This window comes from Rhodococcus sp. AQ5-07 (assembly GCF_009707305.1).
Taxonomy (GTDB): Bacteria; Actinomycetota; Actinomycetes; order Mycobacteriales; family Mycobacteriaceae; genus Rhodococcus_F; species Rhodococcus_F erythropolis.
In genome coordinates this window covers 2,052,969-2,068,229 of record NZ_CP046099.1, presented here as the reverse complement: position 1 = coordinate 2,068,229, position 15,261 = coordinate 2,052,969, and the positions used below count along the sequence as shown (strand labels likewise).

Here is a 15,261-nt window from a genome sequence, read left to right as displayed (position 1 = left end):
ACTAAGTTCCTCACCAGGCGCTCACCGCCGCGCATCCCCCGGCAAACGCAACACTCATGGCGACAACGGAGAGCAGCAGGTGGGGGAACGTGCGCGAATCCTCGGCGTCGAGCACGGTGCGTCGACGGCGCACGACGATGCCCGCCGCGATGCCGGTTGTCGTGAGCATCAGTACGACGAAGAGTGCCCACCCTGGGATCGACGGATCCAGAGCGATCTCACGGCCGGCGATCACTGTGACCGTCAGCGAGGTGAGGGCGGTGCGTCGCCAGGCGAGCACGGTTCGCTCGGGCTGCAATCCAGGAGGCTCGCTGTCCGTCACAGCACGGTCATTCCTACGCTCAGACCCGCAACGAGACACACCCCGCCCACGAGAAGCGGGATCATCGGCGATTTGGGTAAGGGATGATCACGCCGCATCGCGGTCTGAGTGGCTTTCCAGTGCCGGAGCGCGCCGATCGCTATCACCGACGCCACCACGGTGCACACGACTCCGAGCATTCTGTGCATGTTGTCGTCCTTTTCGGGTACGTAGAACTGGCCGACTGCGACGCCGCCGGCCAGCAACCCCAACGCCGTTCGGATCCATGCGAGAAATGTTCGCTCGTTCGCAAGACTGAATCTGTAGTCCGGTTCGTGCTCGATCACGGTGGTTGCCTCTGAAACGTCGAGTGCCCGCCCGGTCGTCACATCGAGCGTGAGACGACCTGACGGGCACGGATTGGACACGAATGTGGGTGAATGATGTTCAGGTGGTGAGTAATTGGTGGGCGATGCCGTTCTTCTGGATCTCTGATGATCCGGTGAGGATTCGGAACATGCGCAGACGTTGAAACAGCGATTCGATCTCCGAACCGCGTATGACGCCAGACTTGCCGTGGATCTGAACTGCATGGTCAGCGATGGTGAAGGCCTTCTCTGCAACGAACAGTTTGCACATGAAGGCTTCGATCCGCGGACGTGCACCGGTGTCGAGTGCGGCGAGTGCGTCATAGGTCATCGACCGCGCGGCGTAGTAATCGGTCGCCATGTCGGCGAGTTTGTGTTGGATGGACTGCAACATCGCAAGAGGAGCGCCCTGCACCTGGCGAGTCTTGCTGTACTCCAACGACAATTCCAGCGCTCGGCGGGCTCCGCCGAGCGCGGTCGGGCAGTGCAGGAGCCGATTGACCGTCACTCGTCCCAGCCCGATCCGCAAGCCCTCGCCGACATTTCCGAGGAGCTGTTCCGGACCTACGTAGCAGTCGTCGAGGATGATGTCCGCTTCGATGTGCTGGCCGGACATCGGGACATCACCTTCGGCCACGACGCAGCCAGGAGCGTCCAGGTCGACCAGGAAGGCCGAGTACGAATCCGGACCGTCGCCGTCGCTGCTGGATGCCATCTTGGCGATCAGGACCGAGAAATCGGCGAACGGGCCGGCGGAGGAGAACACCTTGTGGCCGTTCAGGCGCCATCCGGCGCCGTCCGGGGTTGCGGTGGTGAGCATGCCGCGAACGTCGGAACCGGCGTCGTTCTCGGTGAGGGAGAAGCAGCATGCCTTCTCGCCGCGCAGCACTGGCAGCAAGTACTTTTCCATCTGGTGTTCGGTGGCGTATTGGAAGATCGATCCAGCTCGGAGCGGGCCGCCCATGTCTCCGAGTACCGACGTAGAGAGGACCCGCGGCGATGCGCCGACCTCTTCCTTGAGCGCGGCGAGTTCGGTAAAGGTGAGGTTCTGGCCGCCGAGTTCGGTGGGAAGATGGATGCCGTAGAAGCCGAGTTCGCGGCTGCGCTTCCATACTGGCTCGAGCGTCTCGCGGGTGTAGTGGGATTCCTGGGTGAGTCCCAATCCTGCTTCGTACGCGGCGAGTTCGCCGTCGAGATACTCGCGCAGACGCTCGACGAGTGATTGAAGTTTGGGATTGTCGTCGTAGGTAGGGGTGAGAGCGAATGACATGTCTATTTCCTGTCAGTTGACGTGACGGTCAGCAGTGGCCCAATAGGTTGCGCGAACGGCGCGACGATCGATCTTGCCGTTTCGGTTGACAGGCAACGAATCTGCGAAGTCGACCGAACGTGGCTTCTTCATGCTTGCCAGACGAGTCGCGCAGTGGTCGATCAATTCAGTTGCTGTGGTCTGACTTCCACTCCGACGTACGACAATCGCTTTGACCGCCTCGCCCCACTTAGGGTCGGGGACTCCGACGACGCAGACTTCGGAAACGGCCGGATGTTCGTAGAGTGCGGCCTCTACCTCGCTGCAGTAGATGTTGAATCCGCCCGAGATGATCATGTCCTTCTTGCGGTCGACGATGAAGAGGTAGCCGTCCTTACGGAAGTAGCCCACGTCGCCCGTGTGAACCCAGCCGTTCCGGAACGTCTCGGCGGACAGCTCGGGTTCGCGGAAGTACTCACGTACGCAGTCCGGGCCTCTGACGACGATCTCGCCGATCATGCCCGCCGCGACCTGTTCACCGTTGTCGTCGACCACGCGGACATCGGTGTCGTAGGCAGGTCGTCCGCACGAGAGAAGAAGGTCGGGGTCGGAATCGATGCCGCGCACAATGTCGTCGGCAGTCAAAACAGTGACGACGCTCGTTGTTTCGCCGAGTCCGTAGCCCTGAATGACGATGGGACCGAACAGTTTCACCGCGTCACGCAGTCGTTGCGGAGAGACGGGTGCGCCGCCCACCCCGATGCAGCGCAGCGAACTCAAATCGATACCGGTAACCGACGGATGATCCATCAGCAGGTTGAGCATCGTCGGGACTACCAATGTGGTGCTGATGCGCTCGCGTTCGATGGTCCGCAAGAAGGACTCGGTATTCCAGGACCGAAGAACCACGACGGTTGCACCTCGTGCAAACATTCCGAGCATCACCATCCCGGATGCGTGTGTGATCGGGCCGGGGGCGAGGTAGCGATCGCCCACTGACGGGGCGCCTTCAGGACTCATCAATCGCTTGCGCAGATTGGCCAAGCGGTTGCCCTGACTCTGGATCGCAGCTTTGAGCTTTCCGGTGGACCCGGAGGTGTAGTTGAGAACTGCTGGGGCGTCGATGTCGACGTCCATCTCGACGTTGTCTTCGCTGCCCGTAGCCAGCAGTCCGTGATAGCTGTCCGCGCCGGGAGTCGAAGTGCTGTAGTCAAACACCTGGCAGTTCAGCCCGGCGTCGGCGACGACTTTCAGTGCCATACCGGCGTGGGCGGCGTCGACGAACAGAACACGGACATCGGCGTCGGCGAGGATATGCGCGAGTTCGTCCGTGCCCAGTCGTGCGTTGATCGGTACCCGGACGAACCCTCCCTTGCACAAGGCCATTTCGGTCACGACGAGTTCCCCGCAGTTTCCGGCGAAGGTGCCGATCATGTGTCCCGGCCGTGCGCCGGCAAGTGCGAGAGCGGACGCGAGACGGTTTGCAGCCGTGTCGAGTTCGCTGTATGTCCACCGATCGTCGCCGCAGACAAGGGCTTCGATATCCGGATGGAAACGGGCGCTTCGGGCGAGATAGGTACCGAGGTTCATGAACTCTCCAATAAAATTCGACATCACGAATGTTATTGGACAGTGTGTCTATATTCAATCGCCCTGTCAATGTTGGACTATGCTGCCTACAACAGTTGCGAAGGAAGGGAAGCCAGTGCCTCCAGAAGACAGACGTGTTCGGCGTACCCGACGATTGCTGCGGGACGCGCTGGTGTCCCTGGTTCTGGAACGCGGATATGCAGGGATCACCGTCGAGGACATCACAGACCGCGCGGATCTGGGTCGGGCAACCTTCTACAGCCACTACACCGACAAGGATGACCTGCTCGGGCAGGTAGTTTCCGATTTGAGCGCGGACCTGCACGAGCGACTCGGTCCACTCGTACCCGCCTCCTCGGTCGGCTTCACCGGCAAGCCGGTACTCGAGATGTTTCGACATGCGGCGGAGGAACGCGACGTCTACCGCGTGATATTGCGCGGGGAGGGGGACGGTAAGGCGCTGCGAAAATTCATCGAGGACCGCAGTGCCGCAGCGGTACAGATATTCTCCGCGCGGGCGGAAGCGCTCGGAGTGACCCCGCGAATCGACATCGAAGTTCTCTCCCGGGCGTGGGTGGGAGAACAGATCGCAGTCATGCAATGGTGGCTCGAATCCGACCCACCGCCGCTGACCCCGGAAGAGGTCACCGAGATGCTGCTCGAACTTTCGCTGCGAGGACGCTACTGGTCCTCGGGCTTCGACGGCGAGTTGAAATCCGAATAGCTGTTCCCACCTGTGCGTTGCGGCGGCGAGCTCACCGCGAATCGCCTCGGCGTGCTCACCGACCTGCGGCGTCTACAGTCGAAAAGTGTTGAATCCCAAGCTGAACTGCGCCGGGAATCTCTACTGGGGCAAGCTTTCGTCATCGTCGTTCGAAACCCTCGCTGATCAGGTCGCGAGCGATGACAGGGGGATCGCTCACAGTTGGTCTGCGTCGGTGAGCACCGGTGTGCAACGATTCCTGTCCGCTTTCGGGCGCATCTCCCCGCACTTTCGCCCGCGTCGTAATCGGATGACGTCAGCGATCACTGCACCGAAAGAGCCCTCCTATTCAGGTGTGGGATCAGGTCGCCGAAAAGTCCCGCGCTGTCTGAACGGCTGCTCCGTGTGATGGCCTGCTGGACTCGAAAGCTGTTGCACTCCAATTAACTTGACTATGCCCGGCGAACAGCGCCACCGGCCCTGACGCTCGACTAGGCGGTGCTGCTTTACTTGGTGATCGGCTACATGCTCGTCACAGTTGCACCTTCGCCCCGCTGAGGTGAATTGTAACTCGACACTCGAAGTGTGTGCCCCCTAAGGCCTCCCTGGGGGCATATATATTTCGGTCGGGCTCCAACTGACTCGATTGGATTCGAGTCGGGTTACCTCATCGCCGGATTGGACAATCTCAGCGCGGTACCTTTGCTGCAGGACAGTGCAGGTCCACGATGGAGTGACGTACACGATCGTTAAGCGTGTTGTGCCGGTGCGGTTTTTGCCTTGATCCTCCCTGCCGCATGTGGAGTTTCGACGAGATCCGGTATCGGGGATGCTCGCCCGAAATCGTGGCGGCTGTAAAGCGGGTGGGCCGCAAACGGTAAAAGAGGTGGGGCTCAGCACTCGTCAAGTACCCGCGCGCTGCCTCGACCCTATGTGCCGGCGGTGTCGCGCAAACCCCGCCCAGCGAAATCGATATGGCGACTCTACGGTCTAACCACGAATGTTCGTATTTGGCCCATGAATCGACTCGAATCGGTGTGATCGGGCGACCCGGCGAAATTGTCGACCACTCAGATCAAACATGAAGTATCGCAACCTAATTATTCATCGATCGAGATTCGGCTAACTTCAAAACTTGCCGCGCCGGAGCAGGAACTAGTCAACCTCGACACCACCAGTTCCACCGCCGCTGGAGCCCGAGGTCGACCACCAGCTCATGAACAGCTGCACGGTCTGCCATCACGGCAACAGACCAGAAGGCGCTAGCAGGATGTCCGCCGGTTCCGCGCTGTGGTCGACCATGGACGAGTCTTCCAAAGAAGATAAAGAAGCCGCTGGTGTGGTCCGGCACTAGTCGCTTCGTCATGTTCGCAAACTTGCCGCGCTGGCATGGGTCACGCAGCTGACCCGTCCGATGATCTCAGTAGTTGCATTTCTATTGACGCCTCGGCGGTCATCGACGAATGTGTGTCGCACGGCGGGGATGTCTTGGTTACACTTGGGTGACGTAAATATGTTGTGCCCCTGTATTTATCGGCAAACGGAGCACCATCCTACCGATTGGGCGGAGAACCCTAGGTTAGGATTGGTCCCGCCTGGCCAGACGGTTGTGTGCCCCCCGGTGCAGTTGGGTCCCGACCAGAAATCCATTGCTTTGCCAGACCCGTTGACTGCGGAGCTGACGGAGATCACGGTGGTTCCGCAGAAGGCGTTCGGATTGGGGTTGAACATTCGGTACGAGCCTGTGTAGTTCGTGCCCGACCACGTGCAGACTGTGTTTCCGCCACAGGTTGGGGCAGCTGATGCTGCGGGGGCATTCCATCCGATAGTCATGGCGGCAGCTAGGGCCGTCATTGTGAGGTACCGCATCGCTGTTCTCATGTTTCCACCTTCGGTGTGATTTGGACGATTTACGCAAAGCAAACTGTCCTGTTTTGTATTTGGGGCAAGTATCGTTGAATATGCGCCTCGATGACCGTCAGGGTTAACAGAAGACGCGCCAACGGGATTGGGGCGATGATCTGTTTGAGAATTTGATATAGCGTTCGAGTACGAAGCTTGGTAAGTACACCGGATGTTTCGTTGCCGTCATTGCGTTGTCGTCGTGCGGTGAACCTTCAGTTCCGCCGATCTCCTCGGCTTCCTCGACTGCATCGGATTCGCTGGGGTGTTGTGCCGGTGTGCCGCAAGCAGGGGCGTTGGTTGCTGGGAACCCATTCCCGCCCCGCCCACGAACGGTCCCGATGACACTTCATTGCTGACACTGACGTCGATCGATCTCAACCAATCGGAGGTCGGCGAGGAGGTTATCTATCAGTTTCAAGGTGCTGGCCGCATCGCCTGGTCCCTGCGCCCTGTTTCCGAGGCGATTGCATACGGCGGACGAGGGGCGCAGTCAGTCTCTGGAAACGCCATCATTCAAGTTGATTTGGCCGAAGTGAAGGTTTCGGGTCCTGCTGATGGTGATCTGCAGCGACACGCCGCTAACGCCGTCGGCAATGTTGTCGAGGTGATCGAGATGCCTCAATTCGACAGGGTTTCTCAATCATTTATCGGAGTACGCACCAGCGTGACTCGTGTCGACGTGAGCGAGCGGACAACCTCGGATGGCGCCCAGTTGGTCGTGGCTTTGGTCGACGAAACACATTGATATGGAACATAATATCCTGAGCTGAGATCAGTGGAAATCGGTGGATCGAAGGACTGAGGAGTCCCTAACCGGGGACTGGAACTCTGCGACTGGTTGCCGTGGAAAGTGTTCGAGCGCGAAACTGTGCATGCATATCTACCCGCTTCGTCGTCGGAGAATGGCCTCGATCGACATCCTCGTCGAGGAGATGAGGTCTCGGCACGGCAATCAATTTTCGGTGGTAGGACACAGTTCGTAATCGTTGCAGGCAAGCAGGATCGGACGGATGACGCATTGGCTTGTCGCCGTCTCTCGGGCATTGTCAACTTAACTGGGCCGTCAGTCAGGGATGATCGTCGAATGAGCTTTGGGGACGAGACACGGGTGGATTCGACGCGGTCGCCGTACAAACGACACCGCTATCCCGCGGCGATCGTCGCCCACTGCGTGTGGCTGTACTACCGGTTCACCTTGAGCTTGCGAGACGTCGAGGAGTTGATGCTCGCCCGCGGCATCGTGGTCTCGCACGAGACGATCCGTACATGGTGCGCGAAGTTCGGGCCCGAATATGCTGCGTGGCCTGCGCCGACGTGCTCCCGAACCCGGCGATAAATGGTTCCTGGATGAGGTGTTCGTCAAGATCGGCGGTATCCGGAAGTAACTGTGGCGGGCGGTCGATCAGAGCGGCAATGTCCTCGACGTCCTGGTTCAGTCACGACGCAACGCGAAGGCTGCGAAACGCTTCTTCGGCAAGCTGATGCGCAAGCAGGGGCGGGTACCGAGGGTACTGGTGACCGATAAGCTCGCCAGCTACGTTGTGGCGCACCGGGAGTTGATGCCATCGGTGGAACATCGGCGCTCGAAGTACCTCAACAACCGGGACGAGAACTCGCACCAACCCACCAGACAGCGAGAACACGCGATGACGGGCTTCCGCTCATCCGGTGCGGCTCAACGGTTTCTGGCGGTATTCAGCGCGATCTCGCCGCACTTCCGGCCCGGCCGACACAAGCTCACCGCGAGCGATTACCGCTCCGAGATGACCACCCGATTCGCCACCTGGGACGACGTCACAAATGTACCGGTCGTTTGAACCGGGTTCCCACCAACAGAATACAGCTTGGCTGAAGGCTGTTGATCCCCAGTCGCGTTCAGTTAAGTTGACAAAGCCGCGCTGGGTGGCCCATCTGACGTGATCGACGTGCAGGTGTGAGAGGACGACGGTGGAGACGTCATCCGGGGTGAAGCCGGTGTTGGTGAATTCTGTGAACCAAGAGGGGTCCAGATGGTCGAATTGGCTGCGGTTGCGGGGTTTTCCGGATCCGACGCAGCCGTCGATCAGGATCACTTCGTTCTCGGTGACCACCAGAAAAGCTAATGGCAGCAAATTGGCGAGCGCGAACAAAGGGCGTGTATGTTCCGCGGCCTTCGACTCGAACATCGGTTCCGAGCTCTTCGATCAGACGTCGGGCTGCATCGAAGATGGGTCGCAGTGCTGCCTTCGGGCCGCGGTACTGCTGGTCGATGTATTGCTCGACGGTCGGCTCCACCCATCCGGACTGTTTGGCAGTCTCGAATGCAATTGCCCACTGCGAGTTCTGCGGTACACCGTGCTCTGCTTTCAGCCACTTGCGGACTTCGTTCTGATCGAGCGGGTCGACCCCCGACGTGCGTACAGCCTCAACCCATTCTTCGAGAGTGCGTCCGGTACGGTCGCGCGTGGACGAGGTGACTGCGGCCATCATGTCGGAGGGTTCCATGTGTCTGTTCTACCGGTTGCCGCTGTGTGCACGGGTAGCTCGCTCAGTCGATGCCCAGCATCGCCCTGAGCGCGTCTGCGCCGGTCACTTCGACGGGGTACGGCGGTGCGACAAAATCTTCGCGCCTGAGGGTGAAGAGTCGACGCACGGTCATTCGGCCGTCGGCAGCCAACTCCTCTACTGTGCCGTCGGCGCGGTACCCGACTTTGGTCGACACCGTGATCGAGGCGGGGTTGTCCGTGAACGCCGACGACACGACGCTGCGTGCGCCCAAAGAGTCGAATGCGAATGCGCAGATTGCCTGTCGGGCAAGAGTGCCGATGCCCCGGCCTTGGAACCCGCGCCCGATCCACGAGCCGGTTTCACCGGTACGACTTTTGGGAAAGTCCGTCGCGGCGAACGCCTGGCAGCCGACAATTTCTCCGTCGACGACAATGGCTGTTTCGAATTTCCAGTCGGCCGTGGTCATCGCTCCGCGGACCGACCAGTGGTATTGGATGAATCTTCGCGACACTTCGGTGGGAGTGCCCACCGTCCAGGGGACGAGAAACGGCATCTGTTCGGCAGGGTGAATGCCGGCTCGGACCAGCGCAGCGAGTTCGGGGAAATGGTCGTCGCGCACAGGGACCAAGGTGACGGGCCCACACGTGATCGTGACTCCGTACGGAGGCCAGATCTCTGTCAGTGGACCAACCATCGTCTTCAGGCTTTCGTTCGTGTACGAATCGGTTCACAGTCTGGCATGCCCGGCCCGTCCGAGTGAGCGACTTCTGGTCATCGAGATTCTTTTGCCCTCGCGGTACGGAGTCGTGACATTAGTGTGTGGACGGTGACTACAGACAAACCGGTACGTCTTCGTGAAGGTAGATCGCCTGACAGGCTTTCGCGCGGCGTGGTGGCCGGATACGCAGCGGGAAGTGTCGGCACGGGTGGATTCGGCGTGCTTCCAGGTCTGGTACTGGCGTACTACCTGACCGATACGCTCGGCGTGGCCGCGGCGCTCGCGTCGCTTGTGGTCATTGTCCCGAAAATCGCCGACGTTCTGATCGATCCGCTGATCGGGTCGATCAGCGATCGAAGCTCTCATCGAACTGGTACGCGAGTGCCACTCATGCTCGCAGGCGCTCTGGGACTGCCGTTGCTCTTCATTCTCACGTTCTCAGCCCCCGTGTCTGCGGGCCCCGGAGTCGGGGCGTTGTGGGTGCTCGTCTTCTTCCTGCTCGCGGCGAGTGCGTACAGCCTCTTTCAGGTTCCATATATCGCGTTGCCGACCGAGTTGACCGGCGATTACCACGAACGCACTCGTTTGGTATCGGTTCGAATTGCGGTGTTGGCCCTGACAATTCTGGTCATCGGCGCTGGTGGACCGGAACTTCGCGACGCTGCCGGGGGCGGAGCACGCGGTTATCTGGTCATGGCCATCGGGGTGTCGGCGCTGATGTGTGGGGCAATGATCTGGGCAGTTCGCGGAGCGGCGCGCCACACGGTGACTCACGCGGACGCGCCGGTCGGCTCGTTGCTCTCGCAGTACCGGGACGGGTTCGACGCGATACGACGTACCCGCGCGTTCCGATTGCTGGTCATCGTCTTCGTGCTCCAAGCACTTGCCACCGCTGTGATGTTGGCGGGTGCGCAATATCTGGCGACCTATGTGATGGGCAGCGAAGGCGCGCTCACCGGTCTGTTCGTTGCACTCGTCGGACCAGCTCTCGTCGTCATGCCGCTGTGGTACCGGTTCTCGCATCGGTACGGAAAGCTTCGCGGCTACGTCGTGTCCTCGGTTCTGTTTGTCGTCGCGACGGCGTTGTTGACCCTTGCGGCTGTCAACGCCGGTTCGTGGATCTACGGTGCCGTCGCCCTTGCCGGCGTCGGATATGCCGGCATGCAGGTGTTCCCGTTGGCGATGCTTCCTGACGTCATCGAGGACGACGCGCGAATCGGTGGACGCCAACGTGGTGGTTCGCTCAGTGGTATCTGGACAGCCTCGGAAACCGCAGGCCTTGCTCTGGGGCCCGCGGTGTTCTTGGGTGTACTCGCGGTGACCGGCTTCGTTTCGAAAACTGCGGGCGAGACTGTCGTGCAACCGGAATCAGCGCTGACCGGGATAGCCCTTGGCTTCTCGGTCGTCCCGGCGATCCTGGTTGCGATCAGCCTGGTCGTATTGCGGAATTACCGCACCGAACAAGAATCCACTCACGAGAACGTAGGTGAACGATGAGTTCCACTCAGGCCGAGGAACTTCAGGGCAAGATCGTCGAGAGCGCAAACCTCGAGAAGAGGGCGGCCGACATCTTGACTCGGCTGCGTTTGCTTCGTGAGCAGGACGCTCCGACGCACGGAGGCCGGGTTCTGTCGTACGTGTACGACAGTGGCCTCGCGGCCCTCGACGAGTTGGCAGCGGACGCAGCTCGATTGGTTCAGCCGGTCAACGGTCTCGACCCGACGGTGTTTCCCTCCACGGCGGTGATGGAGCGTGAGTTGGTTGCGTTCGCTCGCGAGTTCCTCCATGGAGCTTCAGACCCAGCCGCAGATACAGATACAGACACAGGCGCCGGAGGCGTAGTCGTCGGAAATGTCACCAGCGGCGGAACGGAGAGTTGTGTGTTGGCCGTCAAGGCAGCTCGCGACTTCCGCGGGCTCCCGCCGGGTGAGGGTTCGCTGGTTCTTCCGACCACCGCGCACGCCGCTTTCCACAAGGCAGCGCACCTACTCGGACTGGAACTCATCCTGGTACCCGTAGATTCCACGTCGGGGCGCGTGGGCGCACAAGATATTGCGACGGCAGTTCGGAAGGACACGGTTCTGATCGTCCTCTCGGCGCCCAACTACCCGTTCGCGGCGCTCGACCCGATCGCCGACGTCGCGGAAGTTGCTCGTGCACATTCGATTCCACTACATGTCGACGCCTGCATCGGTGGGCTTGCGTTGCCGTGGTGGGGTGATCTGCCGCCCTGGGATTTCCAGGTGCCCGGTGTCACCAGCATGTCGGTCGACTTCCACAAGTACGGATACTCGCCCAAGGGCGTCTCGGTCTTGCTGCACCGAGGGCGTGACCTGCATCGCAAGCAGTATTTCGGGCTCACGGACTGGCCGGGGTATCCGGTGGTCAATCCCACTCTTCTCGGTTCCAAATCCGTTGCTGCACTGGCCGGAGCGTGGGCGATTTCGCAAGTTCTCGGGCAATCCGGGTACGCCGAACTGGTGTCCCGGGCGCAGCGGGCCACCCGTGCGCTGATCGAGACGGTCCAGAGCATCGACGGGCTTCGCGTCGTGGGCTCGCCGGTGGGGCCGCTGTTCGCGGTCGCCACCGATGGTTCGGTGCCCCTCGAACGTCGAGTCGATCCGCATCGCTGGGTAAGCGCTGTCGGTGCCCGCGGCTTCGTCCTTCAAGGGCAGCCGGCGTCGACGCAACCTGACGGAACTGTATTGCCTCGAACAACCCACCTCACCGTCACCCCGGTGACCGAGTCGGTGCTCGGCGAGTTGACCAATGCGCTCGTCCTCGGTGCCGACGACGTTCGCGGCTTGGCGGCAGCCGAGGCGCCGCCGGCACTGGCAGAGTTGGCCGGAGCATTCGAACGTGGCGATGTCACCGTCGCCGATGTTCTTGCGTTGCCAAGTGACGCTGTCGCGGCAGCTTTGAGGTCGGCGGGGCTGGATCCTCGGGGTTCTGCTGATTCTCCCTTGGACATGGCGGCCGTCCTCGCGGCAGTGGAATCGCTGCCACGTGAGGTGACTAAGAGACTGCTGGTGGAATTCCTCGCCGGGCTGGTGGAGCCCTGACACCGCTATGAATACCGAAACCTCGATGAATACCGAAACTGCTGTGAACACTGCCCAAAACTCGGACAAATGGCGCGAAAGATTCGCGAATCGGGCGTAAGTTTTCTGTCATCGGCTAACCATCTTTGTCGGAGGGGTTGATCTGTGACTGGTGCCGCGACCAAAATTTTGACGGTTTTCGAGGAAGTGATCGGGGTTCCGCTTCCGGTTCGCGTGCGATGTTGGGACGGTTCGGAGGCAGGTCCGCCGGACGCCGCTGCGCGGGTACTTTTCCGGAATCGGCGTGCCCTACGTCGAGTCCTGTACTCTCCCAACGAATTGGGGCTGGCGAGGGCATACGTGTCCGGCGATCTGGACGTAGACGGCGATATCTTTGCGCTCCTCGATGTCCCGGATCTGGTCACGCGGCTCGGTGAGAATCGTTTGTCGGCGTTGCCGTTGCGCTCGCTGGTGCGCGCCGCCGGTACTTTCGCCGGCTTGGGGGCGGTGGGTCCACCGCCATCGCCTCCGTCGATCGAGATGCGTCGTAAGCGAGGCAAGCGGCACAGTAAATCACGCGATTCGGCCACGGTCTCCCATCACTACGACGTCGGGAACCGCTTCTACGAAATGTTTCTCGGGCCGAGCATGGTCTATTCGTGCGGGTACTGGCCGGAAGGGGTCGAATCCCTCGAAGCTGCTCAGTACGCGAAGCTGGATCTGATTTGCCGCAAGCTCGATCTGAAGCCGGGAATGCGACTGCTCGACGTCGGTTGTGGCTGGGGATCGATGGCACTGCACGCTGCCCAGAACTACGGCGTCGACGTCGTCGGAGTGTCACTGAGCAACGAGCAGGTCGAGTACGCCAAGGGACGAGTTGCCGACGCGGGTTTGGCCGATCGTATCGAGATTCGGGTGCAGGACTATCGCGACGTCGACGACGGCCCGTACGACGCGATTTCGAGCATCGGCATGTCCGAGCATGTGGGCCTGGCCAATTTGCCGGTGTACACGGCAAAACTCTTCGACCTGCTCGCGCCGCAGGGTCGTCTGCTCAATCACGCCATCGCGGCGGTGAAGTCTTTGTCGGACAACGTCGATGACGGACGCAGTTTCATCGACAGGTACATCTTCCCGGACGGTGAGATCCTTCCGCTGAGCAAAACCATTGATGCGCTCGAACTTTCAGGTTTCGAGACGCGTGACAGCGAGGCGTTGCGCGAGCATTACGCCTTGACACTGCGCGCGTGGGTACAGAATCTTCGCGAGAACTGGGACGCATCGGTCCTACAGGTCGGTGCTCCCCGCGTGCGTACCTGGTTGCTGTATCTCGCTGCCAGTGCCCTGGGTTTCGAGGAGCCGCACAGGCTTACGATTCATCAGGTCCTGGCCGTGAAACCAGGGGATCGGGGGGCCAGTGGCATGGCCCGCTCGCGTAGCAGTTGGTATCGATCGATTGAAGTCCCGCAGATCGAAACCGGTCCGCGCGTCGACTGAGGCCTATACGTTGGATTTCCATGAGCACCCGGAAGGTTGTCCTCGCGGCACTGAAGGTTTCGGCCGTTGCGGTATCGGCGCTGTTGTCGACCTCGCTACTGTTCACACCGATATCGAACGCCGAACCTGTGAACGATTTCTACGACGCGATTCCGGGCGACGTCGGTGATCCGGGCTCGGTGATTCGGACGGAACCGCTGCCGCTGGCCGGTGCCGTCGGCGGAGTGCCCGGTGTGGGGACCCGGATCCTGTATTCGAGTACCGACACCCACGGATCCAATGTTGCTGTGTCGGGCTCGTACCTGGAGCCGGCTGCCCCGTGGTCAGGCGCGGGCCCGCGCCCGACGGTCGTGATCGGTCCGGGCACGCAGGGCCAAGGTGATCAGTGCGCGCCGTCGAGGATGTTCCCCACTGCCGGTCAACTCCGCCTGGCGGAACCCGGGAATCCGTCGAACTACGGTGCCGGTGTGGACAGTGTCGGTGTCAACTACGAGTCCGCATTTGCTTTCGCATTCCTAGCCCAGGGCGTTCGCGTGTTTGTCACCGACTACATCGGACTCGGAACACCCGGTATCCATACCTACGTCAATCGCGCCGAGGAAGCCCACGCGATGTTGGACGGTGCACGCGCTGCCCGAGCCTTGGCGAACGCAGGAGAGGACGATCCGATAGCGCTGTGGGGCCATTCGCAGGGCGGCGGCGCCACTGCCGCTGCAACCGAACTGGCACCCGAATACGCGCCTGAGTTGAATCTGGTCGGGAGTTACGCGAGCGCGCCCCCGGCAGACCTGGCAAGCGTTCTGCGTCATATCGACGGTACCGGCCTGATGGCCGCGATCGGCTACACGATCAACGGCGTCCTCGACCGATATCCCGCCGCCCGAGAGCCGATCGAATCTCGACTCAACGACTACGGCCGGTCCGTGCTCGCCGACGTCGCCGGGCAATGCCTCATCGATTCCCGAACCAAGTACGGGAAGCAGTCGACGGCGTCGTGGACCACAGACGGCCGGCCACTTGCCGACGTGGTGGAATCGGTACCGGAGATCCAGCAGGTGATCGAGGAACAACGCATCGGGCGGCGAACCCCGGCCTCGCCGATTCTGGTCAACGGAGCGCTCAACGACGATTTCATCCCGTACGAGCAAACCCGGCGCCTGGTTCAGGACTGGTGCGCGCGCGGGGCCGAGGCGACGTTGTTCACCGACACCCTGCCTGCAGTGAATCCGGGGAGCGGTAACAATCACCTCGCGCCGGCCGTAGCGGACTTCGGTGTCGGATTGCAGTACGTGCTGGACAGATTCAACGGCAAGCCTTTGGTCGACACCTGCAACGCCTGACACGCCTGCTTCTCGATTACCTTGCGGCGTAACCACCGTCTCACTGCGAACGGTGGTTGACT

Annotated in this window: 12 protein-coding genes and 3 pseudogenes; 7 read left to right on the top strand and 8 right to left on the bottom strand. The window is 61.1% G+C overall.

The features are described from left to right. Positions 1–10: 10 nt before the first annotated feature. From GJB56_RS09480 to GJB56_RS09465, 4 genes are all read right to left on the bottom strand, one after another. Entirely contained in the window at positions 11–322 is a 312-nt protein-coding gene (locus GJB56_RS09480) for a DUF202 domain-containing protein (RefSeq protein WP_113684136.1), read from the bottom strand. Next, positions 319–648 carry a YidH family protein gene (locus GJB56_RS09475; protein ID WP_230091163.1) on the bottom strand — a complete coding sequence of 110 codons (330 nt, stop codon included), beginning with the start codon at positions 646–648 and terminating at the stop codon, positions 319–321. The genes GJB56_RS09480 and GJB56_RS09475 overlap by 4 nt, the downstream gene beginning before the upstream one ends. Before the next feature lie 100 nt (positions 649–748). Continuing rightward, positions 749–1,939: an acyl-CoA dehydrogenase family protein gene (locus GJB56_RS09470; protein WP_113684134.1), complete on the bottom strand. Its 1,191-nt coding sequence runs from the start codon at positions 1,937–1,939 to the stop codon at positions 749–751. Between the two features lie 12 nt (positions 1,940–1,951). Then, a complete protein-coding gene (locus GJB56_RS09465; RefSeq protein WP_113684133.1) occupies positions 1,952–3,508 on the bottom strand; it encodes an AMP-binding protein in 1,557 nt (518 codons plus the stop codon). A 115-nt stretch (positions 3,509–3,623) separates the two neighbouring features. Here GJB56_RS09465 and GJB56_RS09460 point away from each other — a divergent pair, with 115 nt between their 5' ends. After that, the gene (locus GJB56_RS09460) at positions 3,624–4,232 is read left to right on the top strand and encodes a TetR/AcrR family transcriptional regulator (RefSeq protein ID WP_113684132.1); all 609 of its coding nucleotides are present in this window, start codon (positions 3,624–3,626) and stop codon (positions 4,230–4,232) included. Between the two features lie 1,509 nt (positions 4,233–5,741). On the opposite strand, the gene GJB56_RS32065 is transcribed toward GJB56_RS09460, so the two are convergent. Further along, entirely contained in the window at positions 5,742–6,044 is a 303-nt protein-coding gene (locus GJB56_RS32065; protein ID WP_378668758.1) for a peptidase inhibitor family I36 protein, read from the bottom strand. 421 nt (positions 6,045–6,465) lie between these two features. On the opposite strand from GJB56_RS32065, the gene GJB56_RS09450 reads away from it, so the two are divergent. Next, on the top strand, positions 6,466–6,861 hold the full coding sequence (locus GJB56_RS09450) for an AMIN-like domain-containing (lipo)protein (RefSeq protein ID WP_113684130.1): 396 nt from the start codon (positions 6,466–6,468) through the stop codon (positions 6,859–6,861). Between the two features lie 339 nt (positions 6,862–7,200). After that, positions 7,201–7,933: pseudogene (locus tag GJB56_RS09445) on the top strand (IS6 family transposase). 147 nt (positions 7,934–8,080) lie between these two features. On the opposite strand, the pseudogene GJB56_RS32060 reads toward GJB56_RS09445, so the two are convergent. The 3 genes and pseudogenes from GJB56_RS32060 to GJB56_RS09430 form a co-directional block, all read right to left on the bottom strand. After that, a pseudogene (locus tag GJB56_RS32060) lies at positions 8,081–8,281 on the bottom strand (hypothetical protein); the annotation flags it as partial. Continuing rightward, positions 8,247–8,582: pseudogene (locus GJB56_RS09435) on the bottom strand (DUF4287 domain-containing protein); the annotation flags it as partial. The pseudogenes GJB56_RS09435 and GJB56_RS32060, both read right to left, overlap by 35 nt. Before the next feature lie 61 nt (positions 8,583–8,643). Beyond that, on the bottom strand, positions 8,644–9,297 hold the full coding sequence (locus GJB56_RS09430) for a GNAT family N-acetyltransferase (RefSeq protein WP_020908014.1): 654 nt from the start codon (positions 9,295–9,297) through the stop codon (positions 8,644–8,646). Positions 9,298–9,420: 123 nt separating this feature from the next. Here GJB56_RS09430 and GJB56_RS09425 point away from each other — a divergent pair, with 123 nt between their 5' ends. From GJB56_RS09425 to GJB56_RS09410, 4 genes are all read left to right on the top strand, one after another. Then, positions 9,421–10,818 carry an MFS transporter gene (locus GJB56_RS09425; protein ID WP_020969800.1) on the top strand — a complete coding sequence of 466 codons (1,398 nt, stop codon included), beginning with the start codon at positions 9,421–9,423 and terminating at the stop codon, positions 10,816–10,818. Beyond that, the gene (locus GJB56_RS09420) at positions 10,815–12,383 is read left to right on the top strand and encodes a pyridoxal phosphate-dependent decarboxylase family protein (RefSeq protein ID WP_195849593.1); all 1,569 of its coding nucleotides are present in this window, start codon (positions 10,815–10,817) and stop codon (positions 12,381–12,383) included. The genes GJB56_RS09425 and GJB56_RS09420 overlap by 4 nt, the downstream gene beginning before the upstream one ends. A gap of 144 nt (positions 12,384–12,527) precedes the next feature. Next, positions 12,528–13,859 carry an SAM-dependent methyltransferase gene (locus GJB56_RS09415; RefSeq protein WP_113684129.1) on the top strand — a complete coding sequence of 444 codons (1,332 nt, stop codon included), beginning with the start codon at positions 12,528–12,530 and terminating at the stop codon, positions 13,857–13,859. A 20-nt stretch (positions 13,860–13,879) separates the two neighbouring features. Next, on the top strand, positions 13,880–15,199 hold the full coding sequence (locus GJB56_RS09410; RefSeq protein ID WP_113684128.1) for a lipase family protein: 1,320 nt from the start codon (positions 13,880–13,882) through the stop codon (positions 15,197–15,199). Positions 15,200–15,261 lie beyond the last annotated feature (62 nt).